21 protein-coding genes and 1 pseudogene are annotated in these 22,053 nt (G+C 64.3%); 11 read left to right on the forward strand and 11 right to left on the reverse strand.

Annotated elements, in window-relative coordinates:
* Positions 1–87: 87 nt before the first annotated feature.
* Positions 88–2,367, forward strand: a complete 2,280-nt coding sequence (locus tag IVB36_RS37125; protein ID WP_247394812.1) for a fused MFS/spermidine synthase — start codon at positions 88–90, stop codon at positions 2,365–2,367.
* Positions 2,368–2,386: 19 nt separating this feature from the next.
* On the opposite strand, the pseudogene IVB36_RS37130 reads toward IVB36_RS37125, so the two are convergent.
* A pseudogene (locus IVB36_RS37130) lies at positions 2,387–3,385 on the reverse strand (glycerophosphodiester phosphodiesterase); the annotation flags it as partial.
* A 160-nt stretch (positions 3,386–3,545) separates the two neighbouring features.
* Here IVB36_RS37130 and IVB36_RS37135 point away from each other — a divergent pair.
* Genes IVB36_RS37135 through IVB36_RS37145 form a run of 3 tightly spaced genes read left to right on the forward strand, consistent with a single transcriptional unit; the run spans position 3,546 to position 6,921 of the window.
* On the forward strand, positions 3,546–4,505 hold the full coding sequence (locus IVB36_RS37135) for a fatty acid desaturase (protein WP_247294847.1): 960 nt from the start codon (positions 3,546–3,548) through the stop codon (positions 4,503–4,505).
* A 45-nt stretch (positions 4,506–4,550) separates the two neighbouring features.
* Complete coding sequence (locus tag IVB36_RS37140; protein WP_247294845.1) at positions 4,551–5,933, forward strand: MBOAT family O-acyltransferase; 1,383 nt, start codon at positions 4,551–4,553, stop codon at positions 5,931–5,933.
* Between the two features lie 25 nt (positions 5,934–5,958).
* The gene (locus IVB36_RS37145) at positions 5,959–6,921 is read left to right on the forward strand and encodes a hypothetical protein (protein ID WP_018454260.1); all 963 of its coding nucleotides are present in this window, start codon (positions 5,959–5,961) and stop codon (positions 6,919–6,921) included.
* Positions 6,922–6,927: 6 nt separating this feature from the next.
* Here IVB36_RS37145 and IVB36_RS37150 read toward each other — a convergent pair whose 3' ends face one another.
* From IVB36_RS37150 to IVB36_RS37160, 3 genes are read right to left on the reverse strand one after another with little or no spacing between them, the layout of a single operon-like run.
* A complete protein-coding gene (locus IVB36_RS37150) occupies positions 6,928–8,628 on the reverse strand; it encodes a fatty acyl-AMP ligase (protein ID WP_247337760.1) in 1,701 nt (566 codons plus the stop codon).
* A 24-nt stretch (positions 8,629–8,652) separates the two neighbouring features.
* Complete coding sequence (locus IVB36_RS37155; RefSeq protein ID WP_231190427.1) at positions 8,653–9,072, reverse strand: acyl carrier protein; 420 nt, start codon at positions 9,070–9,072, stop codon at positions 8,653–8,655.
* 60 nt (positions 9,073–9,132) lie between these two features.
* Entirely contained in the window at positions 9,133–9,939 is an 807-nt protein-coding gene (locus tag IVB36_RS37160; RefSeq protein ID WP_085349071.1) for a L,D-transpeptidase, read from the reverse strand.
* A 305-nt stretch (positions 9,940–10,244) separates the two neighbouring features.
* Between IVB36_RS37160 and IVB36_RS37165 the strand changes: the two genes are divergently transcribed.
* The gene (locus IVB36_RS37165) at positions 10,245–10,568 is read left to right on the forward strand and encodes a hypothetical protein (RefSeq protein ID WP_085349135.1); all 324 of its coding nucleotides are present in this window, start codon (positions 10,245–10,247) and stop codon (positions 10,566–10,568) included.
* Between the two features lie 48 nt (positions 10,569–10,616).
* Here the strand turns inward: IVB36_RS37165 and IVB36_RS37170 are convergent, their stop codons facing one another.
* Together IVB36_RS37170 and IVB36_RS37175 are read right to left on the reverse strand one after the other, a co-directional pair.
* Positions 10,617–11,378, reverse strand: coding sequence for an ABC transporter permease (locus IVB36_RS37170; protein ID WP_018454266.1), 762 nt, complete (start codon positions 11,376–11,378; stop codon positions 10,617–10,619).
* A complete protein-coding gene (locus IVB36_RS37175; protein WP_018454267.1) occupies positions 11,375–12,298 on the reverse strand; it encodes an ABC transporter ATP-binding protein in 924 nt (307 codons plus the stop codon). The genes IVB36_RS37170 and IVB36_RS37175 overlap by 4 nt, the downstream gene beginning before the upstream one ends.
* Before the next feature lie 280 nt (positions 12,299–12,578).
* Here IVB36_RS37175 and IVB36_RS37180 point away from each other — a divergent pair, with 280 nt between their 5' ends.
* Together IVB36_RS37180 and IVB36_RS37185 are read left to right on the forward strand one after the other, a co-directional pair.
* Positions 12,579–13,292 (forward strand): hypothetical protein, encoded by a 714-nt coding sequence (locus IVB36_RS37180; RefSeq protein ID WP_247361207.1) that lies wholly within the window; start codon positions 12,579–12,581, stop codon positions 13,290–13,292.
* A gap of 413 nt (positions 13,293–13,705) precedes the next feature.
* A complete protein-coding gene (locus IVB36_RS37185) occupies positions 13,706–14,695 on the forward strand; it encodes a putative zinc-binding metallopeptidase (RefSeq protein WP_204512061.1) in 990 nt (329 codons plus the stop codon).
* A gap of 22 nt (positions 14,696–14,717) precedes the next feature.
* On the opposite strand, the gene IVB36_RS37190 is transcribed toward IVB36_RS37185, so the two are convergent.
* Positions 14,718–15,569 carry an alpha/beta hydrolase gene (locus tag IVB36_RS37190; RefSeq protein ID WP_247294835.1) on the reverse strand — a complete coding sequence of 284 codons (852 nt, stop codon included), beginning with the start codon at positions 15,567–15,569 and terminating at the stop codon, positions 14,718–14,720.
* Positions 15,570–15,693: 124 nt separating this feature from the next.
* Here IVB36_RS37190 and IVB36_RS37195 point away from each other — a divergent pair, with 124 nt between their 5' ends.
* The gene (locus IVB36_RS37195; RefSeq protein WP_247295147.1) at positions 15,694–16,311 is read left to right on the forward strand and encodes an ABATE domain-containing protein; all 618 of its coding nucleotides are present in this window, start codon (positions 15,694–15,696) and stop codon (positions 16,309–16,311) included.
* Between the two features lie 128 nt (positions 16,312–16,439).
* Positions 16,440–17,372, forward strand: coding sequence for a LysM peptidoglycan-binding domain-containing protein (locus IVB36_RS37200; RefSeq protein ID WP_247294832.1), 933 nt, complete (start codon positions 16,440–16,442; stop codon positions 17,370–17,372).
* A 336-nt stretch (positions 17,373–17,708) separates the two neighbouring features.
* On the opposite strand, the gene IVB36_RS37205 is transcribed toward IVB36_RS37200, so the two are convergent.
* From IVB36_RS37205 to IVB36_RS37220, 4 genes are all read right to left on the reverse strand, one after another.
* Positions 17,709–17,948: a hypothetical protein gene (locus tag IVB36_RS37205; protein WP_018454273.1), complete on the reverse strand. Its 240-nt coding sequence runs from the start codon at positions 17,946–17,948 to the stop codon at positions 17,709–17,711.
* Between the two features lie 26 nt (positions 17,949–17,974).
* A complete protein-coding gene (locus IVB36_RS37210) occupies positions 17,975–18,292 on the reverse strand; it encodes a hypothetical protein (RefSeq protein WP_018454274.1) in 318 nt (105 codons plus the stop codon).
* Positions 18,293–18,409: 117 nt separating this feature from the next.
* Positions 18,410–18,865, reverse strand: coding sequence for an Hsp20 family protein (locus IVB36_RS37215; protein WP_247295145.1), 456 nt, complete (start codon positions 18,863–18,865; stop codon positions 18,410–18,412).
* A 199-nt stretch (positions 18,866–19,064) separates the two neighbouring features.
* Positions 19,065–20,138: a tartrate dehydrogenase gene (locus IVB36_RS37220; RefSeq protein WP_247294829.1), complete on the reverse strand. Its 1,074-nt coding sequence runs from the start codon at positions 20,136–20,138 to the stop codon at positions 19,065–19,067.
* 133 nt (positions 20,139–20,271) lie between these two features.
* Here IVB36_RS37220 and IVB36_RS37225 point away from each other — a divergent pair, with 133 nt between their 5' ends.
* Both IVB36_RS37225 and IVB36_RS37230 read left to right on the forward strand, forming a co-directional pair.
* Positions 20,272–21,189, forward strand: coding sequence for a LysR family transcriptional regulator (locus tag IVB36_RS37225; protein ID WP_018454277.1), 918 nt, complete (start codon positions 20,272–20,274; stop codon positions 21,187–21,189).
* Positions 21,190–21,226: 37 nt separating this feature from the next.
* On the forward strand, positions 21,227–22,051 hold the full coding sequence (locus tag IVB36_RS37230) for an aspartate dehydrogenase (RefSeq protein ID WP_247294827.1): 825 nt from the start codon (positions 21,227–21,229) through the stop codon (positions 22,049–22,051).
* Positions 22,052–22,053 lie beyond the last annotated feature (2 nt).

Here is a 22,053-nt window from a genome sequence, read left to right on the forward strand (position 1 = left end):
CTGCAACATCACGAGACCCTTTATTGCCCGTTCAGGCGCCTTGTGCTCCATTGCGCGCGCCCGGCGCCCGCCGGGGCTGGAGCTTCCATGGATTCGATCGTGCAACCCGCCGCCACGGAGCAGCCGTCCTCGTCACGCAACCGGCTGCTGCTGACGGTCTACACCGCCGCGATCTTCGTCAGCGCGCTGTTGCTGTTCTCGGTGCAGCCGCTGTTCACGAAAATGGTCCTGCCGCGGCTCGGCGGCTCGCCGGCGGTGTGGTCGGTGGCGATGGTGTTCTTCCAGTCGCTGCTGCTGTCGGGCTACGCCTATGCGCATTTGTTGATGCAGGTGAGGAACCGCATCGTTCCGGTGGTGGTGCATCTCCTGCTGCTGATCACGGCGTTCGTCACGTTGCCGCTCGGCATCGCCTCGGCCTATGGCGATCCGCCCGCTTCGGGCTACGCGATCTGGCTGCTCGGTCTGTTCGTGATCTCGATCGGGCTGCCGTTCTTCGCGCTTGCCGCCAACAATCCGTTGCTGCAGGCCTGGTTCGTCCGCACCGGGCATCCTGCCGGACACGATCCCTATTTCCTCTATGCGTCCTCCAACATCGGCAGCTTCCTCGCCCTGCTGTCCTATCCGTTCCTGCTGGAGCCGATGTTCACGCTGCACACGCAGAACCGGCTCTGGACCGGCGGTTACGGCATTCTGATCGTCCTGATCGCCGCCTGCGGCGTGCTGCTGTTGCGCTCGCCGAAACTGGCCATGGTCGATGCGCGAACCGAGGATTTGAATGCGCCGGCGCCCGGTCTCATGACGCGGCTGCGCTGGATATTCCTCGCCGGAGTGCCGTCCGGCCTGCTCATCGCCGTCACCGCGCACATCTCGACCGATGTTGCGGCAGCGCCGCTGCTGTGGGTGCTGCCGCTGTCGCTGTATCTCCTGACCTGGGTGGTGGTGTTCCAGTCGCGGCCGTTACTGCCGCACAAATGGATGCTGATGCTCCAGCCGGTCGCGATCGCGGGCGTCGTTTTCCTGCTGGCGTTCGGCGGCGAACAGAACCTGCTGCTGACGCTCGGCGGTCATCAATTGTGCTTCTTCGTCATCGCGATGGCCTGCCACGGCGAATTGGCGCGAACCCGGCCGGCCGCCAAATATCTCACCGGATTCTATGTCGCGCTATCGTTCGGCGGCATGGTCGGCGGCCTGTTCGCAGGGCTCCTTGCGCCGTTCACATTCTCCTGGATCGCCGAATATCCGATCCTGGTTGCGCTTGCCGCGCTGTGCCGGCCGCCCGCGAACGAGCGGCTGGCGGCCATCGTCAAATGGTACTGGCTGGCGCTTGCCGCGCTCGCCGTCGTGCTGGTTGTGCCGTCCACCACGACGGGCGGGCTATCGACCTGGTTCGAGGATCACCGGGTCTGGATGGCCGGCGGCGTCGGCGTGCTCGCCGCGCTGCTGGCGCTGGCGGTCAACGCCGGCCGCTGGAAGATATTCGCCACCGTCGCGCTCGCGCTGGCGTTGATCCGGGTTTATCCGGCGGACGAAGGCCGCGTCACCACGGTGCGCAGCTTCTTCGGCGTGCACAAGATCGTGGTGACGCCCGGCGGCTATTTCCACGTGCTGATGCACGGCACCACGATTCACGGCGCCGAGCGCTTCCTCAACAATGACGGCACGCCGGTCACCGGCCGGCCGGAGCCGATCACCTACTATCACAAGGACGGCGGCATCGGTCAGGCCGTGACCGCGATGCGCGAGCGCAAGGGCGCGCCGCTGAAGGTCGCGGCGATCGGCGTCGGATCGGGCACGCTCGCCTGCGCCGCCGAGCCCGGCGAGAGCTGGACATTCTTCGAGATCGATCAGTCCATGGTCGACGCGGCAAGCGATCCGAAGAATTTCCGCTACATCTCGAGCTGCATGCCGGGCCTGAAGCCGGTGATCGGCGATGCCCGCCTCACCTTCGCGAAGGAGCCGGACGGTGCCTATGATCTCATCATCGTCGATGCCTATTCGTCGGATGCGATCCCGATCCATCTTGCGACCGAAGAGGCGATGAAGATCTACAAGGACAAGCTCGCTCCGCACGGCGCCGTGGTGATGCACGTCTCCAACCGCCACCTCGATCTCGAGACGGTCGTGGTCGGTATCGCCGATGCCAACGATCTCAAGAGCTGGGTCTACAACGAGGATTCCGGGCGCGATGGTGACTACATCTTCTCGACCGACGTCGTCATCTCCGCCCGCGAGGATGCCGACGTCGGCAGGCTCGCATCGTCGAAAACATGGGAGCAGACCGAAGCCGACGACCGGGTGCGGGTCTGGACCGACGATTACTCCAACATTTTGGGCGCGCTGTACCGGCGCTTGCGGGACGGGGAGTAGGGCCCGCTTCTACGGCCGCCACCGGCGTCCCCGCGGGCAACGCGATTGCCTTCTCGCCAGCGACCTGCCGCAACAAATCGGGCCTGTCGGAGATGATCCCGTCGACGCCGATCTCGATCATGCGCGCCATGTCTTCGGGTTTGTTGACCGTCCAGACCACGACATGCAGCCCGAGCGCATGGGCCTCGGCGATCAGTGCCGCGGTCACATCGCCGAAATAGGGTGACCAGACCGCGCCGCCCGCCGCCTTGATGGTCCGCGGCAGCGACCCGCCGTGATCGGCCGGGCTGAAGCCCGCCGTCCAATTGGTCGCCTTGTCCAGCGCCACCGTCTGGCCCGAGCCGCGCTGGAGCGTCAGGTACACCGTCGGCATCTTTGGTGCCCGCTGCTGGACGAGCAGCAGGGTCCGCCAGTCGAACGACTGGATCATGACGCGGTCGGAGAATTTCTCGGCTTCGATCACGCCGAGCAGTTTGGTGACGAAAGATTGCGGATCGAGCGTCTCGTCCGGATGGTTCGGATCGATCTTGGTCTCGATGTTGAAGCGCACGCGCGTATTGCCGGATTTGCGCACCAGCGCGAACAGCTCGCTCAAGGTCGGAATACGGGTCCCGGGCATGGCGCGCTGGTCGGGGAATTGCTTCGCGTAAGGGCTGTCTGGCCGGATCTGGCCGACGTCATAGGTCCTGACGTCGGCGAGCCGCAGTTTCACGAAGGGCGTGCCGGGAGGCGTGACGTAGGCGCCGCTCGCATCCCGCGTGATATCAGGATTGAGCCCGCGCTCATGCGAGACGACGACTTCGCCGTCGGCGGTGATGCCGACATCGAGCTCCAGCGTGTCCACGCCGATCGACAGCGCGTTGGCGAAGGCCGGAAGCGTGTTTTCCGGCAGCAGTGCCCGCCCGCCGCGATGGGCCTCGAGGTCGAAAGCCGAATCAAATGCCGAATCGAATCCCATGGCCGGTCCCGCAATGAGAAGTGACAGTACGGTCAAGATCGTCGCAGCACGTGACGGCATGGTGGCTCATGGGGCAAGGGGAAAGGGGCGATATTTCAACGCGTTTGGCGCGTCCGTCCTATTGTATAGGCTTTCCTGGCTGTTGAAACCTTGGGCGGTGGCTTGGGTTGCGCCCGCCGCGGGGGTATGTACTCATAGTCGGTGCCCTGGAATCCCGCCCGTGCAGCAGCAACGCGATCATCGAATTATCCGCAGCCGGCATTTTCGCCGGATGCAGCGCCGGCATTTCATGATCTTCGACGTTTTGCCCTTCGTCGGCACGCTGCTGGCGCTGGTCCTTCTGTTCTACCGCCCGATCGGCGCGATGGAGCTTGGCCTGTCCGTCGGCTTCTGGCTGGTCACCGGCCTCGGCCTTACCGTCGGCTATCACCGGCTCTTCACCCACCGCGCCTTCGCGACCTCCACGGCGATGAGTGCGATCCTGGTCGTGATGGGATCGATGGCCGGCCGCGGCCCCATGCTGTCCTGGGCGGCAATGCACCGCCGGCACCACGAATTGTCCGATCACGACGGCGATCTGCATTCGCCGCGGCTGCACGGCGAGGGCGCATTCGGCCGCCTGCGCGGCTTCCTGCACGCGCATTTGACCTGGATGATCGCGCACGATTATCCCAATGTTGCGCACTATGTCCCGGACCTGATGGCGGATCGCAGGCTGGTTGCCGTCAACAGCTACTATTACAGTTGGGTCGGTCTCGGCCTGGTGCTGCCGGCCGCGATCGGCGGCCTCGCCACCATGAGCCCGTGGGGCGCACTGACCGGCTTGCTCTGGGGCGGCGTGGTGCGCATGTTCGTGGTCGAGCAGACCATGTCGGCCATCAACTCCGTCATGCACAGCTTTGGCGCGCAGCCGTTCGTCACCCGCGACGACAACAGCCGCAATCTCGGCGTGGTGGCCTGGCTTGCCTGGGGCGAGGGCTGGCACAACAACCACCACGCCTTTCCCTATTCCGCGGCCTTCGGCTTGCGCTGGTTCGAGTTCGATCCGGGCTTTGTCTTCATCCGGGCGCTGGAAGCGCTGGGACTGGCCTGGGACGTCAAGGTGCCGAGCGAGGAAAAGATTGCGCGACGCATGCTGCGGCAGCCGGGTGACGCTGCGCCCGACCTCGAAACGGGCTGAGCATCATCCGCCGGCTCACGCCGGCGATGGCGCGGCTGTGAACCGATGCTGTTCAACGACTATCCCTTTCTCCTGGTCTTCCTGCCCGCGGCGCTGCTGATCTATCGCTTGGCCGATCCCTATCCGGGCTTGCGTATCGGCGTGCAGGTCGCGCTGTCGCTCGCCTTCTATGCCTGGGGCAGCCCGTCCTTCATCCTGCTCCTGATCGGCTCGATCGCGATCAACTGGCTCGCCTCGGTTGCCTATGGGCGCGTGAAATGGCCGGCGCTGCTGACGCTGGTGATCGGGCTCGATCTCGCGGTGCTGGCCCTGTTCAAATACGCCAACTTCGTTCTCGCTAATCTGGGTCTCGTGCTCGGTACGACGCTGCCGGTGCTCGACGTCGGGCTGCCGCTCGGCATCTCCTTCTTCACCTTCCATCACATCATGTATCTGGTCGACCTGAAGCGCGGCAGGGCGCCGCTCTATGCGTTCGACCGCTATGCGCTCTACATCGCCTTCTTCCCGCAGGCGATCGCCGGCCCCCTGGCGCGCTGGTCGGAGGTGATGCATCAGTTCGGCAGGCAGGTCTACGTTCCGGGCTGGCAGCGTCAGTTCTGCATCGCCACCTGCTTCATCGCGATCGGCCTGTTCGAGAAAATCGTGATCGCCGACGGCCTCGCGCATCTGCTCGATCCCATCTACGCGCAGGCCGCGAACGGGCCGCTCGCGGGCGGTGACGCCTGGCTCGCCTTCTGCTTCTCCTTCCAGATCCTGTTCGATTTCTCCGGCTATTCCGACGTCGCGATCGGCCTCGGCCTGCTGTTCGGCGTGCAGCTGCCGTACAATTTCGATGCGCCGCTGCGCTCGACCAACATCCAGGATTTCTGGCAGCGCTGGCACATCACCCTGATGCTGTTCCTGCGCGATTACGTGTTTTATCCGCTGGTCAATCTGCGCCTGCTGCCGCGGCGCTGGCTGCCGGTGCAGTTTTTCGGCGCGATGATGATCACGATGGCGCTGTGTGGCCTCTGGCACGGCGCGAGCTGGACCTTCGTGCTGTGGGGCGTGCTGCACGGGCTTGCGCTGGTCGCCTGCACGCTGTGGCGTCGCTATGGCCCGGAGTTCCCGTCATGGCTCGGCTGGGCGCTTACCGTGCTGTTCGTGCTCGCGACCGGCGTGATCTTTCGTGCAGGATCGGTGGAGGCGGCCTGGCATGTCTTCGCCGGACTGGCTTCGCGGCTCCCGCTCGAGCGCGGAAAGCATTTGTGGCCGCTAATCGCAGCGCCGCTGTTCGCCTTCCTGCTGCCGGCGAGCCAGGACATCGTGGCGGTGCTCACGCGCCGTCCCAATCCGTGGCTCGCGGGTCTGCTCGGTCTTGGGCTATTCGCATTGCTGCTTCACATGGGTGGTCGGGATCTCCATGAGTTCGTCTACTTCAAGTTCTGAGACCGATCCCGGCTGGGGCCGGAGCTTGCTGGCGTGTCTGGGCACGCTGATCGGGGCTGCGCTGCTGGTGCTCGCACTGATGGTGGCGGTCGATCCCTATGACAGCGGCAAGCTCGGCCTGCTTGGCATCGACGGCGTCGATAATCGTCTGACCAAAATCACGGCCGCGAGCCGCGCGCGGGATCCGGATTTCAATGCCGCGATCCTGGGTAATTCGACGGCGCAGATGATCGAGCCGGCGGAATTGTCGCGCGCAACCGGCCTGCGATTCGTGCAGCTCTACATGACCGGTGCGTTCCCCCGCCAGGAACTCGCGGTGCTGGACTTCTTCCTGCGGAATCACCGGGAGGTCGGCGCACTGGTGATCGTGACTGACCCTGGCTGGTGCACGCATGCACGGGCGAAGGAGGAGGGCGGCGTCCCATTCCCCGACTGGCTCTATGACAGAACCGTCGTCACTTACGCTGCACGCCTGATCTCCTGGCAGGCCATCGAGCACGCCTTTCAACGCATCAGCATCGGCCTTGGCCGGCGACCAAGGATGAACCCCGACGGCTTTGTCAGCTACGAGGACATCTGGCCGCCGGGCCAATTCAAAGAAGTCGGCTGGCCCAGGGATCCGGCGCCGGCCTCGTCTGCCGAGATGCGGGCGACATTTCCCGAGATCGCTGCGCTGGCAGATATCGTCAGGGCATTGCCGGCCGATGTGCCCGTCGTCATCATCGTGCCGCCGACCTTGGCGACCACCGTGCCGAAGCCCGGTACGGAAGCCGCCTTGGAGCGCAGCGCCTGCGATGCCGCGCTGAAGAAAGTGGTCGCGGGCCGACCGCGCAGCAATTTCATCAGCTATCGCGTCGACAACGATCTCACGCGCGACCGCGCCAATTTTGCCGACTTCATCCATTATCGCCCAATTCTCGCGCGCAAGATCGAGCAGGGGATCGATGCGAGCCTGCGCGATGGGGAGAGCGCGAAGATCGATTTCTGAATCGTCTCAGCCGAGCTGTTCGAACCCGCCATCGAGCCAGAGCTTGCGTGCCAGCTTGCGCTGGATCTTGCCGCTGGTGGTCTTCGGCAGCGTGCCGGGCCGGATCAGCGCGATGTGACGCGCGGAGAGTTCGTGGTTGTCGGCGACGGCCTCGCGAATTCGGCCCTTGATCGCTTCGGTGTCGATCGAGTGGCGCGCGGTGCGCTCGATTTCCTGGACGATGACGAGCATTTCTTCGCCGGTCTCGTCCGGCACCGAGAACGCCGCGCCGCAGTTTTCGCGCAAAGCTCCATTGAGCGATTGCACCGTGCGCTCCACGTCCTGCGGATAATGGTTGATGCCACGGATGATGATGAGGTCCTTGATCCGTCCCGTGACGAACAATTCGCCTGTGACGTCGATGAAGCCGAGGTCGCCGGTGCGCAGCCACGCTCCGTCTTCGCCGGCAATCTGCGCATTGAGCCCCTCGCGCGTCGCCTCGTCGTTGCGCCAATAGGCGCGGGCAATATTGGCCCCACTCACCCATATCTCACCGACGCGGTCCGCGGGCAGCCGCGTGCGGTTGTCCGCGTCCACGATGGCGATCCGTTCGCCGGTGAGCGGGCGCCCGCAGCCGACGGCGACCTGTGTATCTTCGGCGTCGGAAGGCGCCTGCGCCGCATGCGCCTGCAGCGCCGTGCGGCTCACGCTGCGTGTGACATGACCGCCGCCACGGCGTCCGCCGGAAATCAGGAGCGTCGCTTCCGCCATTCCGTAGGCGGGATACATTGCGCGCGGATCGAAGCCGTGGGGCGCAAATGTCTGGATGAACCGCTCGATGGTTTCCGCATGCACCGGTTCTGCGCCGTTCAGTGCGATCCTGAGCGAGGACAGCTCGATGCCTTCCATCTGGTCGGCGCGATAGCGGCTGACGCAGAAATCGAAGCCGAAGTTCGGGCTGCATGCCACTTCCGCGCGATAACGCGCGATCGCGCGCAGCCAGCCGAGCGGCCGCTGCATGAACGCGTTCGGCGCCATCAGTACGCAGGTCGCGCCGACATAGAGCGCTTGCAGCGCGTTCAGGATCAGCCCCATGTCGTGATAGAGCGGCACCCAATTGACGTAAGTCGATTGCCGGCTGTTGCCGAGCGCGAGCCGGATCATCTCGAGATTGGCGAGCAGATTGGCGTGGCTCACCATTACGCCTTTGGGCGCGGACGTCGAGCCGGAGGTGTATTGCAGGAAGGCGATGTCGTCCGGCGCCGGCTCGGGTAGTTCGATTGTCTCACCTTCGGCCGCGGCGAGATCGACCTCGATCCAGCGAATGTGCTCATGCGCGAAGCGTGCCCGCAAATCACCGCGGAGCGCGACGGCCGAATTGGTCAGCGCCACCGCCGGCGTGCAATTGGCGAGGATCGCGGCGCTGGCATCGCGCGCTCCGTTTCGCCGCGGCATCATCATCGGCACGGCGATGATGCCGGCCATCAGACAGCCGAAGAACGCCACCATGAATTCGATGCCGGGCGGAAACACCAGGATGGCGCGATCGCCGGGACGCGCGGCCACGGTCAGTCGCGACGCGAGCGCGCCCGCGGCATCGTGCAGCTGTCGAAAGCTGAGGACAGCGTCCTCCGTCCCGCGATCGGAGACGAAGACATAGGCGCGGTCGTCGGCCTGCTCCGCCGCACGCCGGGCCAGCAATGCCACGAGCGAGCGGAAGGTTTCCATGGGTTGCGCCGACTTCAACCGCCCTCAGGCGGCGGGGCGGATTGCGCGCTTGTCGGCGAGAAACCGCGACAACGCCTCAACGGTCGGATGGTCGTAGAAGTCGTCCGTCGACAGCTCGAGGTCGAGCTTCTCCTCGAGTTCCATCATCAGGTAGACCAGCATCGCCGAATCGAGGCCGAGGCGGCTGAATTTCGTGCCGATATCGACGCGGTCGCTCGAAATTCGCAGGATATTTGCCAGGGCGGTAACGCAGAAATCCGAAATCTGCTCGCGTGTCATGTCATGTCCCAGAAACAATGGGAACGACAATAGGGGCGACCCCCTGGTTGTCAATTTGGTCGGAACGCCGCTGCGTTGAAGGTTGTGGACTGTTGCTTCCTTGCGTCGGCCGGTGCCCAATCCGTGCACAAGGCTGGCGTTATTTCCTGCGGTCGATTGCGGCAAGCGCCCGTCGCGGCAGCGGCTTTCTGATTCGCTGGCGCGGCAACGCCGCGTCCAGATAGGTCAGTTCTGGTAGTAATAGCCACGCGGTTGGTAAACCTGCCGGGGCTGCGGCTGATAGTAGGTGCCCTGCTGGCCGTAGCCCTGATTGTAGTATTGCTGCGGCTGCGGCTGATAGACCTGTGCGTCATAGAGCGGGCGGCTGCCGCGCGGCGCGGGGTAGCGCGCGCCGGTGTCGCTGCCGTCGGCCGGATAGATGTAGTTGTCGTCTTGCGGCATGTAGCGGCGGGCAGGTGCGGCCTGAGGCGTCAGGTTCACGGGATCGCCTGATGTGGCGTACTGCTCTTCGGCGGGCTGCGGCGCGCGGGCCACTGCCGTGGGATTGCGGCCACGCGGATTGCGGGCGAGCGCCACCTGCGCCGAGCCGGTCAGCGTTACCGTGGTGTTGAGCACGCCCTGCTGCTGCACCAGCGCGTAGAGCGTGGTGGCATTCTGGCGCGACAGCCGCACGCAGCCATGCGAGGCGGGCGTGCCGAGCCGGCCGACCGAGTCGGTGCCGTGGATGGCGTGCCCGACCTTGGTGAAGAAGATCGCGTGCGGCATCGGCGCGTCGTCGAATTCCTTGGAATAGTGATCCTCTTCCATGCGGAAGGCGCGGAACGCGCCGTTCGGCGTCTCCCGCGAGGGGATGCCTGTCGACACCGGCCAGTGGTAGCGCGCGACGCCGTCGACGGCGACGGTCATCTGCTGATTGTCCTTGTCGACGGTGATGTCGACCTTGGCCTGCGCGGCGCCCGCGCTCAAAAGCATCAGGGAGGTGAAAGCAATAAAAAACGAACGCATCTGACTCGTGGCCTCCGGCCTGTTCATACTAGGCGCCGCGGCTCTCCGTCCCCCGGCGTGCATTATGCCTGCAATCGCGCTTTCGTTCCAGCGGCCTGCAAAGCAAACCTTATTGCCATCGTTAACGGGACGCCCGGCGTAAGCAAGGCCGCTTTGTGCCGCAAAGCGAGCGGCAGCGCTGACATTTTCGCGAGCGGGAGATGCGTTCACAACGCCGACAATTCATCACAATGGTGCAACCATCCGGGGCGCAACCATTTGGCCGCATCGGCGTTGACGATCGCTGCCTCGACCGGCCGCTTCCGCGGCCGGTTTTACCTTTGGGAATGAAGATGAACAAAGTCTGCGTCGCCGCCGCTTCTCGGCCGGCTGGTCTGCCTTTCCGTGTGCTCTTCGCTGGCGCCGCCGTTCTGGCCGCGCTGTCCTGCGTCCCCCAGCCTGGCCATGCCCAAGGCATCGTTCGGGGCGCCCAGGAAGGTTCTTACGAAGGCAACCGGATCGCCGGCCCCGTCGGCGGCGTGGTTGGGGGCGCGGTCGGCGCCGGTGTCGGCGGTGCCGTCGGCGCGGTCGAGGGGGTGTTCGGCATTCCCCATCGCGGCCACCGTCGGTGTCGCGGCTATTACGACGGATACAACCGCTTCCACTGCTATCGGTAGAGCTTGCGATTCCGGGGCGCGCGCGTGCCCCCCGGAATGACGGCCGGATCAGTTCTTCAACCGATATCCCGTGCGGAAAATCCACCAGATCACGACCAGGCAGATCACCAGGAACGCCGTTGTCATGCCGATGCTGACGGCCATGCTGACGTCCGCGATCTCGTAGAAGCTCCAGCGGAAGCCGGAGATCAGATAGACGACCGGATTGAGCAGCGCCACCGTGCGCCAGGCGGGCGGCAGCATGTCGATGGAATAGAAGCTGCCGCCGAGGAAGGTCAACGGCGTCACCACCAGCATCGGGATCATCTGCAGCTTTTCGAATCCGTCGGCCCAGATGCCGATGATGAAGCCGAACAGGCTGAACGTCACCGCCGTCAGCACAAGGAAGGCCAGCATCCAGACCGGATGATGGATGTGCAGCGGCACGAACAGGCCAGCCGTGGCGAGGATGATCAGGCCGAGGATGATCGATTTGGTCGCGGCCGCGCCGACATAGCCGAGCACGATCTCGAAATAGGAGATCGGCGCCGACAGGATCTCGTAGATCGTGCCGGTGAATTTCGGGAAGTAGATGCCGAACGAGGCGTTGGCGATGCTCTGCGTCAGCACCGAGAGCATGATCAGGCCCGGCACGATGAAGGTGCCGTAGCTGACGCCCTCGACCTGGCTGATGCGCGAGCCGATCGCGGCGCCGAACACCACGAAATACAGCGAGGTCGAGACCACCGGCGAGACGATGCTTTGCAGCAGCGTGCGCCAGGTGCGCGCCATTTCGAACAGGTAGATGGCGCGGACAGCGCGGTAGTTCATGACGCCCTCACGAGATCGACGAAGATGTCCTCGAGCGACGATTGCGTCGTGTCGAGATCGTTGAAGCGGATGCCGGCTGTACGGAGATCGCCGAGCAGGCTGGTGATGCCGGTGCGCTCGCCCTTGGTGTCGTAGTCGTAGACCAGCGTCGCGCCGCCGTCGCAGAGGTCGAGCTCGTAATGCCTGAGGCTCTCCGGCAGCGCATCGAGCTTGCCTTGCAGATGCAGCGTCAGCCGCTTCTTGCCGAGCTTCTGCATCAAGGTGGCCTTGTCCTCGATCAGCACGATCTCGCCCTTGTTGATGACGCCGATGCGGTCGGCCATCTCCTCGGCTTCCTCGATGTAATGCGTGGTCAGGATGATGGTGACGCCGGATTGCTGGAGCGTGCGCACCACCTCCCACATGCCCTTGCGCAGTTCGACGTCGACCCCGGCGGTCGGCTCGTCCAGGAACAGGATCTGCGGCTCGTGCGACAGCGCTTTGGCGATCATCACGCGACGCTTCATGCCGCCGGAGAGCGTGATGATCTTGCTGTCCTTCTTGTCCCACAGCGAGAGGTCTTTCAGCACCTTCTCGATATGATCGGGGTTCTTCGGCTTGCCGAACAGCCCGCGGGAGAAGCTCACGGTCGCCCACACGCTCTCGAAGGCATCGGTGTGCAATTCCTGCGGCACCAGCCCGATCAGCGAGCGCGCCTTGCGATAGGAGGTCTGGATGTTCTCGCCGCCGACGAGGACCTTGCCTTCGCTCGGATTGGCAATGCCGCAGATGATCGAGATCAGCGTGGTCTTGCCGGCGCCGTTGGGGCCGAGCAAGGCGAAGATTTCGCCGCGCGTGATGTCAAGATTGACGTTCTTGAGCGCCTTGAAGCCGGACCCATAGGTCTTCGACAAATTGGCGACGGAAATGATGGAGGACATGATGGCCGCAAGTCTGAGGGGCTAAGGCTGGGGAGGGGAGGCTGGAACCTACCGGGAGGGGCGGGTCAGCGGAGCCCTGACATAGGAAGGCCCTTGCGCGGCTGCAATTAGCGGGAGAAAAATGGCCTCGAAACAGCTCCTTCCGTGGCAGGTTTCGGGCAAGTGTTGCGCGATGGTCACGGCTTGATGCTAAGATCGTCGTTCACGCGGCTCTTTGTTGCGTCTGCGAGCAGGCCATGGCTACGATTCCGGCCGAAGCATATTCCCAGGGAAAAGATCGATGAGACCGAACGGCCGTCACACCGCTGGCGTCAGCCAGTTGTCCGCCCTCCGTGCCTGGGCGATGGGCCTGCTCCTGCTGTCAGCTGTTGCCATCAGCCCGACCACCGCCACGGCGGCGCCAAGCCAGGCTGCCGTCGCGACCACGCATGTCTACCTGCTCCGCGGCGTGCTCAACATCTTCTCGCTCGGGCTCGACACGATCGGCGCCCGGCTCCAGGCGCAGGGCATCCCGGTGACCGTGGCGAATTTCGTGTCCTGGTCCTCGCTCGCGGATGAGGCCGCGACCGCCTACAAGGCCGGCCGGCTCAAGACCATCGTACTGGTCGGGCACTCCTCCGGCGCGACTGCGCTGCCAGACATGATCGCCAAGCTCAACCGTCTCGGCGTGCCCGTGAAACTCGCGATCGGGCTCGACTCCGTGTTCAAGACCAAGCTGTCGACCGGCGCGGAGCGCTACATCAACATCTATATCGGCGACGGCCCCGGCGAGCCGGTGAAGCGCGCGGACGGTTTTCGCGGCAAGCTCGACAATGTCGACGTCCGCGGCTCCGGCGTCGGCCACATCTCGATCGACAAGAACGAAGCGATCCAGCGCCGCGTGATTGCCGAGATCGACGCCGCAATCATGCGATCGCGCGCACCGGCTCCGGTTGCCGAACCCGGCGCGCCCAGGTCGGCGCGCTCGGCGGCGGCAACGGCTCCCCGGAATTAAGCCGTTCGCCGCAAGCAGGTGAATTGACAATGCCGCCGTCACGCCGACGGCGGCATTGTCGTATCTGCACAAGCCAAGCTCGATCACCCGCCGGTCGAGGAAGGGAACTCGGCGTACGATCTGGTGTTGTTACAGCATGACAAGCGGACGAAACGTCGGCCCCATGGCGGTTCAGCCCGAGCGGACGTGGGCCGGTCGGCCTGTTTCCGAAAATGTCCTTGAGAAAAAGCCGCAGCCTCAATCGAGCCAGTTGAGCGCGACGCGAGCCGGCTTGTTAAGACAGCACGCGCTGCGGACGCAGCGTGCGTTGCTCGCCGGCAACAGCGACGGTCGCAAGAGTTCCTCGAAGTGCAAGAGTTCCTCGAATTGACAGGCCGGCCTTCCGGTGTGCCGTCTGTCTGGGGCCAGTCCACGTGAAGATCTTTCAGTGCCCGTCATGCCGCCATCCTGTCTCGTTCGAGCACATCGCGTGCGCGAATTGCAGCACTGAGCTGGCGTTCGACTCCTCGCGCATCGAGATGACTAGGCTTGCATCCCATCAATCTTGCCGTAACCGCGAGATCATCGGCTGCAACTGGTGTGTCGAGGGCGCGGACTGGTATTGCGGCTCGTGCCGCCTCACGCGCACAATTCCAAACCTCGGCAGCACCAGAAACATCATGCTCTGGCGCCTTATGGAGGAAGCCAAGCGCCGTCTTCTCTATGATCTCAGTCGCCTCAAGCTTCCGCTCGCATCGCGCAACGGCGCAGAATTGGCTTTCGACATTCTTTCGGACGAGGTCGGTCCGATCGTGACGGGGCATCTCTCGGGCCTGATCACGCTCAACCTTGCGGAGGCCGACGATGTCGAACGAGAATCTCGCCGCGTGGCGTTCCGGGAGCCGTACCGCACGCTGCTCGGGCATTTCCGGCACGAGATCGGTCACTTCTATTGGGACCTGCTCGTCGACGGCACGACATTCCAGGCCCCGTTCAAGCTGATCTTCGGTGACCAGGCGCAGGACTATCAGGCCGCGATCAACTCCTATTACAGCCGCGCCGATCGTTCATACGACCGAAGCGGCTTCATCAGCGAGTACGCCACGTCCCACCCCTGGGAGGATTGGGCGGAAACGTTCGCGCATTTCCTGCATATCGTGTCGACGCTCGACTCGCTCGCAGGTTTGCCGTTGGCGCTGGACGAGCGCGCCCGGCAGACCCTGACGGATCCCTATCTCGAGAGCGACTTCGAGGCACTCCTGGCACTGTGGATGCCGCTTGCTCGCAGCATCAACGAACTCAACCGCTCGCTCGGGATGAGCGATGCATATCCCTTCGACATATCGCCGGCGGTCAAAGGCAAGCTGCATCTCGTCCATATGGCGATCAGCGCATTCCGCGCTCAGCAGAGCCTGGCGGCGTAACTTTCGCGGAGGACAGCCCCCGTTACGTCAGGAAGGTACGAATGCTGTCCGCGATTTCCTTCGCGTGCGTCTCCAGCGCGAAATGACCGGTGTCAAAGAACTGCACCACGGCGTTCGGATTATCGCGCTTGAACGCTTCGGCGCCGGGCGGAATAAAGAATGGGTCGTTCTTGCCCCAGACCGCGAGGAACGGCGGCGTGTGCTTGCAGAAATAGTCCTGGAAGGCCGGATAGAGCGCGACGTTGCTCTTGTAGTCGCCGAACAGGTCGAGCTGCACGTCGTCCGAGCCCGGGCGCGCAAGGTAGAAATTGTCGAGGTTCTGGCCGTCCGGTGACACGGTCATCGGATCGGGGACGCCATGCGTGTACTGCCAGCGCGTCGCTTCCGGCGTGAGGAGCGCGCGTAGCGCGTCGCGATTGGCCGGCGACGGATCCTGCCAATAGGTCTTGAGCGGAGTCCAGTCGTCGCTGAGCCCTTCCTCGTAGGCGTTGCCGTTCTGTGAGATGATTGCCGTGATCCGCTCGGGGTGACTGAGCGCAAGCCGGAAACCAGTCGGCGCGCCGTAATCGAAAACGTAGACCGCGAAACGGTCGAAGCCGATCATTTCGGTGAAGCGTTCGATCACGCGCGCGAAATTGTCGAACGTGTAACGGAAGCTTTCGCGCGAAGGCATGTCGGATTGGCCGAAGCCGGGAAGGTCGGGCGCCACGATATGAAACCTGTCCGCCAGCAGCGGAATGAGGTCACGAAACATGTGGCCTGCGCTGGGGAAGCCGTGCAGCAGCAGGAGTTTTGGCGCTCCGACACGACCGGCCTCGCGATAGAACACCTTGAAGCCCTCGACATCCGCGGTGCGGTACGCGATTGCGGCCATGACATTCTCCATCTTAGTAACCACTAAATTGCCTACTAAGAGGTTACGTCTCCTTACCGTAACTTGTCAACGCCGTTCTATCAGGTTATCTGAGTCCATGCTCCCGACCGGCCAAGGACCGCTCATGGACCGCCCGCCCGCCATGTTCATCGCCGACTCTCTCGGCCTCGACTTCCTCAACTCGGTGGCGACGCCGCTCGATACGCCGGTCGACTGGATCGATGATGGTCATGGCCTGATCGACTGGCTGGCGCAGGCGAAGCTGGTGCCCGCGGATGATCTGCACGCGCTGACGGCGCGCGCCACGCCGGACGAGCTGGACAAGGTTGCGGATCAGGCGCGCGCCTTGCGCGAATGGTTCAGGGGCTTCGTGCGCAAGCATGCAGGCCGACCGCTCACGACGGATGCATTGCGCGAACTCGATCCGTTGAACAGCCTGCTGGAGCGCGACGAAGCGTTCAGCCGGATCGAGCCGGGCCATGCCGATGGCGGCGCTCTGGCATTGCGAATGAGGCGGCGCTGGCGATCGCCGGAGGCGCTATTGCTGCCGGTTGGCGAGGCCATGGCGAAGTTCGTTTGCGACGAGGATTTTTCGAACGTCAAGGCGTGCGAGGGGCACAACTGCACCATGCTGTTCGCTGACCACACGCGCAGACGCGCGCGACGATGGTGCATCATGGCGGTCTGCGGCAACCGCGCGAAACAGGCCGCACACCGCAGCAGGCTCAAGAGCATGCAGTGATTGGGGGGCGAGATGCTGGAATGAGCGCGGATCGAGCCCCGGTTCCGTGCCCCAAATTCCGCCCAATCGACCGTCACTAAGCGCCTTTGGGGGAGGCTGCAGCCTCCCGGAGTGGGACTGCTGGACTGATGATCGATTTGAGGCGACTTCTCGCGCTGGCAGCCGTTGCGCTGCTCGCCTTGAGCACCGGGACGACCGCTGCCTCACCTGCCAAGACGAAGCCCGCCGCGGCCGCACCCGCCGCGCCGCCGCCCCCACCGTTCGAGCCATTGCCGCCGCCGAAGATCTACCTGTTCCGTGGCGCCATGGGGCCGTTCTTCTCCACCGGCATGGACCGGCTCGAAGAGAAGCTGACGCAGGCCGGCTTTTCGGCCAACGTCTATGAATTCACCATCTGCCGATGGATCGGCGATCGTGCGATCTCCAGCTACAAGGAAGCGCCGGCGCCGATCGTGCTGATGGGGCATTCGATGGGCGGGCTTTGCTCGATCGTCATCTCCGAGATGGCGGCCAAGGAGAACATCCCGATCAGCCTCGTCATCACCATCGATCCCGCGCATGCGACCGGCGACGTGCCGCTCAATGTCGAGCGCTTCATCAACATCTATCTCTCCGACAGCGTGCTTGGCGGCGGCAACGTGGTCGCGGTGCCGGGCTATCGCGGTCACTATGCGAGCTATGACCTGAAGGAGAACGCGCGGGTCAGCCACATCAACATCGAGAAGTCCGACGACATCCACCGTCAGATCGTCGACATGGTCACGCAGTTGCCGCGCATTCCGCCCCAGACGCAGGTGGATGCCGTGCCGCTGCGTTATCTCGTGCCGGCGAATACGCTCGTCGAATTGTGGGACAGTGGCGTGCGGCTACCGGTGCGCCGCGGCGACACCATGGAGAGCATCGCGGCAGCCAATCGCGTGCCGCTGTGGTCGCTGGCGCAGAGCAACTCGCTGCCGGAGAACGCGACGCTCACCCCCGGCCAGTCCATCATCGTTCCACGCCACCTGACGCCGCCGGAGCCGACAGCCGCTATGGCGAACCCGCCGCCGGGACGGCGGTAAGCAGTCAGCAACGGAGATGGTCGGGATGGGCTGATGCAGGCACCATCCCTCGCGGCACCTGTCATTCACGCATCTTGTGCCGCGGCAGCCATCTTGATGCGGGTGTCGCCAAGGAGGAGCGAGCCGTGGCGGAAGCCCGGCCCGCCGGGCGATAGGGCGCGGCGAGAAGCATCATAAACAAGGCCCTGTCAGCCGCATATTTGGCAGCGGGTCGGCCATTTTCGAAGCCGTGCATGACCAGGCGTCCTTCCGTCGTGCAGACACGCCATCGCCATGTCCTTCGACCGCACTTCTTCAGGAACACTTCGAATGTCGGGAGGTGTTCGGGCATGTCGATCACCCGTGCCGGCTTGCCGTCAGGCGCGTGGTGGCGTTCCCCATCGCCCGGCTCGGAGCCTGAAAGGTGAGCGGAAAGGCGGAGACGGCGAGCTTCTCGATCGCCGAGCGCTCCTCGGACACACGTCTCTCGATGAACCGCCGTTCGAACTCGGTCAGCTCGGTCTTGAGCAACCGCTGATAGCGGCTGATGTTGCTGCGGTGGCCGCGCAACAAGGCCAGCTCTTCATCAAGCATCATCGCAATCCCCGTTGAGCTGTCGTTGCCTAGGCTGCGAGGCCGGTTCGTTCGACGGATCGCGTGCGGACCGGCTTGCCGCCCGGAGGGCCCTTCGGATGGTGGTCGAGGCTCGCGAGCGCTTCCAGAATTTCGTCGATGGTGACGGCTTTGTCCGAGCCGGGCAGCTCCCGCAATGTCGGGCTCGAGGCGACACTGGCTGCGTCCGAAGCCCAGGACGCTAGGATCGCGCGCTTCTCGCCGATCGACAAAGTTGGATCGGCTATGACGTCGCGGGGATGATCATAGACGGAGCCAGGGTGCAATATCGCGTTCAGATCGATGATGTTGTCGGCATGATCGAGCATGAGAGGTCCTCCTCCTTTCTCTAAAACCTCTGACTTGCATTCGGGTACGCGATCGAAGGCCATGGCCCATCCCGCCCGACGATCGGGCGGGATCACCGGGCCTCCGACAGACCGAATTCAGGCGGCTTTGCCCTCGAGTTGATGCACGTTGCCGGACGGCGCGGCATTGATCGCAATCCGCCGCGGCTTCATGGCTTCAGGGATTTCCCGGACCAGTTCGATCTTGAGCAGGCCGTTTTCGAACGAGGCGCTGTGCACCTGAACATATTCGGCCAGGTTAAACTGCCGCTTGAACGGCCGCGCGGAAATGCCCCGGTAGAGATACTCGCGTTCAGTTCTGTCCGGCTTGTTTCCCTCGACGGTCACCGCGTTCTGCTCGGCCGTCACCGCGACCTCGTTGGGTGAGAAGCCCGCAATCGCAAGCGAAATCTGGTAGCGATCCTCGCCGAGACGTTCGATGTTGTAGGGAGGATAGTTGTCCTCGCCGGCACGCTGTGCCGTTTCAACGAGGTCGAAAAGGCGGTCGAAACCAACGGTCGAACGCCACAAGGGAGAGAAGTCGTAAGCGCGCATAGCCAGATCCTCCAAGGAGCAAAATGGATACGAACGACACCGGACACGACCGGTGCCCGTCTCAGCTTCCCGACCCACCAGGCGTCGGGAACGCCACCTCTCGGCGGCAGCGGAAAAATAAAAAAAGCCCGTTTTGGTTTCAAGAGGGGGGCTCAAAATTTTTCGGAAACCCTGGCGCCTCCCGCTGACGTAGCTCGGATTACACGTTCGATCCGTGGATCGCTTCGATCACGGCATCGGTCACGTCCTTCGTCCTCGCCTTGCCGCCGACATCGGGCGTCAGCACGCCGGCCGCGCAGACGCGCTCCACCGCGGCCATCAACCGCACCGCCGCGTCCTTCTCGCCCAGATGCTCCAGCATCTGTGCGCCGGTCCAGAACGTCGCGACCGGATTGGCGATGCCCTTGCCGGTGATGTCGAAGGCCGAGCCGTGGATCGGCTCGAACATCGAGGGGAAGCGGCGCTGCGGGTCGATATTGGCGGTTGGCGCGACGCCGAGGCTGCCCGCCAGCGCCCCGGCGAGGTCGGAGAGGACGTCGGCGTGCAAATTGGTCGCGACAATGGTGTCGAGGCTCTTCGGATGCAGCGTCATGCGCACCGTCATGGCGTCGACCAGCATCTTGTCCCAGGTCACATCGGGGAATTCGGCCGCGACTTCGGCTGCGATCTCGTCCCACATCACCATGCCATGGCGCTGCGCGTTCGACTTGGTCACCACGGTCAGGAACTTGCGCGGGCGCGACCGCGCCAGCTCGAATGCATAGCGCATGATCCGCGTCACGCCGACGCGGGTGAACACCGCGACCTCGGTGCCGACCTCTTCGGGGAGACCCCTGTGGGCGCGGCCGCCCATGCCGGCATATTCGCCCTCGGAATTCTCGCGCACGATCACCCAGTCGAGGTCGCCGACGCCGACATTGCGCAGCGGCGAGGCGACGCCCGGCAAGATCTTGGTCGGCCGCACATTGGCGTATTGGTCAAAGCCCTGGCAGATCGGCAGCCGCAGGCCCCACAGCGTGATGTGATCGGGCACGTCGGGCGCACCGACCGCGCCGAAATAGATCGCGTCGAATTTCTTGAGCTCCGCGAGACCGTCGGCCGGCATCATCACGCCGTGCTTCTTGTAATAGTCCGAACCCCAGTCGAAGGTCTTGATGTTGAAGGCGAGGTCACCGCTGCGGTTGGCCAGCGCCTCCAGCACGCGGACGCCGGCGGAGATGACCTCGGGGCCGATGCCGTCCGCGGGGATCGCTGCAATCGAATGGGTGCGCATGAAGGGCTCCGTCCAGATGTCGGTGGGGTTGCGTGACACGAGCGAACCTAGGCGGGGAGGGGCAGGGACTCAATCGGCGCTGGTTTATACAAAAAAATGATATAATCCCGTCACGGGATCAGAGGACAGCGAGATGGAATTGCATCAGTTGCGATGCTTCGTGGCGGCGGCCGAGCAGCTGCATTTCGGCCGCGCAGCGCAGCATCTCCAGATGCTGCCCTCCGCACTCGGCCGCCAGATCAGGCTGCTGGAGCAGGATCTGGGCACGCGGCTGTTCGCGCGGACGACGCGTGCGGTGTCGCTGACGGAAGATGGCGTGACGCTGCTGCGTGATGCCCGTGCCATCCTCGCCCGCGTCGAGGCGGTCGAGACCAACCTGCGCAATCGCGCGCGCGCGGGGGCTGCTCGAAAACTCCGGGTCGGCGCCATCGACAGTGCCGCGGCGGGGCTGTTACCGGCGCTGCTGCGCGATTTTCGCGCAAAGCATCCCGATATCGCAGTGCAGCTCCTGGAAGAGAAGACCGTCCGGCTGCTGCCAAAGATCCTGACCGGCGCGCTCGATCTTGCCTTCGTGCGTCCACCGGCTCAGCGGGACAAGCGGCTCGAATTCCGCGATCTGCTGCAGGAAACAGCCATCGTGGCCTTCCCGCAGCGCCACGCGCTGGCCAAACGCAAGTCGATCACGCCGGCGGAGATCGCCGAGGAGGCGATGCTGGTGCCGGATCGTCGCTCGCGGCCGCACAGCCACGACCTCACGATAAGACTATTCGAGCAGGCAGGCCTCACGCCGCGCGTCGTGCAGGTCGCCGACGAGAAGCAGACCATCATCAATCTCGTCGCAACCAGGCTCGGGGTCGCGATCGTGCCGCGCTGGACCATGCGGATGGCGGTGTCAGGCGTGCGCTTCGTGCCGCTGCGGCCAAAGCAGATCGGGCCCGTCGGCCGGCTGCCGCTCGCTGCCGCATGGCTGCGCGGCTCGCGCGACCCCGCCCGCGACGCAATGCTCTCCGTGCTCGAGACGCGCCTGCGCAGCTATGCGCGCGACGCCTGAGGCGCTATGACATCGACTTGGCGAGAGGGGTGATGCGATGGCTGAACGGACAGCTTCGAACGAATTGCGGGTTGCCGTCGCGGGGCTCGGCTCGATCGGCACCAAGATCGCCGCCGCGCTCGATCAGGGCATCGAGGGATTGACGCTCTCCGCCGTGGCGGTGCGCGATCCTGCAAAGCATCAGAAATTGCTCGGCAGCCTGCGTCGTCCGCCATCCCTACTGCCGCTCGACCAGCTCGGCGACGCCGCCGATATCGTGGTGGAGTGCGCGCCGAGCAGCCAACTCCGCGCGATCGTCGAGCCCGCGGTGAAACGCGGCAGGGCCGCGGTCGTTGTCAGCGTCGGTGGGCTGCTCGACAATTTTGATCTCGTCGATCTCGCCCGGGCCAATGGCGGCCGCATCCTCGTGCCGACCGGCGCGCTGATCGGGCTCGACGCCGTCAACGCCGCCGCGATCGGCACAATTCACTCGGTGAAGATGGTGACGCGCAAGCCGATCGACGGCTTGAAGGGCGCGCCGTTCATCGTCCAGAACAACATCGATATCGACAATCTGCGCGAGCCGCTCAAGCTGTTCGAGGGGACCGCGCGAGAGGCAGCGAAAGGCTTTCCGGCCAATCTCAACGTCGCGGTCGCGCTGTCGCTCGCGGGCGTCGGGCCGGATCGCACCCAGGTGCAAATCTGGGCCGACCCGACCGTGACGCGCAATGTTCATCGCATCGAGGTCGAGTCGGATTCCGCGCGCTTCTCGATGTCAATCGAGAACGTCCCCTCCGAGAATCCCAAGACCGGGTTGATCACGGCACTGTCGGTGATCGCGCTGCTCCGCAAGCAGCGCACCACGCTTAGCGTTGGAACATAACC

The organism is Bradyrhizobium sp. 35, assembly GCF_023073215.1.
GTDB classification, from domain to species: Bacteria; Pseudomonadota; Alphaproteobacteria; order Rhizobiales; family Xanthobacteraceae; genus Bradyrhizobium; species Bradyrhizobium canariense_D.

Excerpts from the sequence above, each read along its gene's own strand:
- IVB36_RS37125 (WP_247394812.1), top strand. The coding sequence starts at position 88 with ATGGATTCGATCGTGCAACCCGCCGCCACGGAGCAGCCGTCCTCGTCA.
- IVB36_RS37140 (WP_247294845.1), top strand. The coding sequence starts at position 4,551 with ATGCTGTTCAACGACTATCCCTTTCTCCTGGTCTTCCTGCCCGCGGCG.
- IVB36_RS37150 (WP_247337760.1), bottom strand. The coding sequence starts at position 8,628 with ATGGAAACCTTCCGCTCGCTCGTGGCATTGCTGGCCCGGCGTGCGGCG.
- IVB36_RS37160 (WP_085349071.1), bottom strand. The coding sequence starts at position 9,939 with ATGAACAGGCCGGAGGCCACGAGTCAGATGCGTTCGTTTTTTATTGCT.
- IVB36_RS37165 (WP_085349135.1), top strand. The coding sequence starts at position 10,245 with ATGAACAAAGTCTGCGTCGCCGCCGCTTCTCGGCCGGCTGGTCTGCCT.
- IVB36_RS37170 (WP_018454266.1), bottom strand. The coding sequence starts at position 11,378 with ATGAACTACCGCGCTGTCCGCGCCATCTACCTGTTCGAAATGGCGCGC.
- IVB36_RS37175 (WP_018454267.1), bottom strand. The coding sequence starts at position 12,298 with ATGTCCTCCATCATTTCCGTCGCCAATTTGTCGAAGACCTATGGGTCC.
- IVB36_RS37180 (WP_247361207.1), top strand. The coding sequence starts at position 12,579 with ATGAGACCGAACGGCCGTCACACCGCTGGCGTCAGCCAGTTGTCCGCC.
- IVB36_RS37190 (WP_247294835.1), bottom strand. The coding sequence starts at position 15,569 with ATGGCCGCAATCGCGTACCGCACCGCGGATGTCGAGGGCTTCAAGGTG.
- IVB36_RS37195 (WP_247295147.1), top strand. The coding sequence starts at position 15,694 with ATGGACCGCCCGCCCGCCATGTTCATCGCCGACTCTCTCGGCCTCGAC.
- IVB36_RS37200 (WP_247294832.1), top strand. The coding sequence starts at position 16,440 with ATGATCGATTTGAGGCGACTTCTCGCGCTGGCAGCCGTTGCGCTGCTC.
- IVB36_RS37205 (WP_018454273.1), bottom strand. The coding sequence starts at position 17,948 with ATGATGCTTGATGAAGAGCTGGCCTTGTTGCGCGGCCACCGCAGCAAC.
- IVB36_RS37210 (WP_018454274.1), bottom strand. The coding sequence starts at position 18,292 with ATGCTCGATCATGCCGACAACATCATCGATCTGAACGCGATATTGCAC.
- IVB36_RS37215 (WP_247295145.1), bottom strand. The coding sequence starts at position 18,865 with ATGCGCGCTTACGACTTCTCTCCCTTGTGGCGTTCGACCGTTGGTTTC.
- IVB36_RS37220 (WP_247294829.1), bottom strand. The coding sequence starts at position 20,138 with ATGCGCACCCATTCGATTGCAGCGATCCCCGCGGACGGCATCGGCCCC.
- IVB36_RS37225 (WP_018454277.1), top strand. The coding sequence starts at position 20,272 with ATGGAATTGCATCAGTTGCGATGCTTCGTGGCGGCGGCCGAGCAGCTG.
- IVB36_RS37230 (WP_247294827.1), top strand. The coding sequence starts at position 21,227 with ATGGCTGAACGGACAGCTTCGAACGAATTGCGGGTTGCCGTCGCGGGG.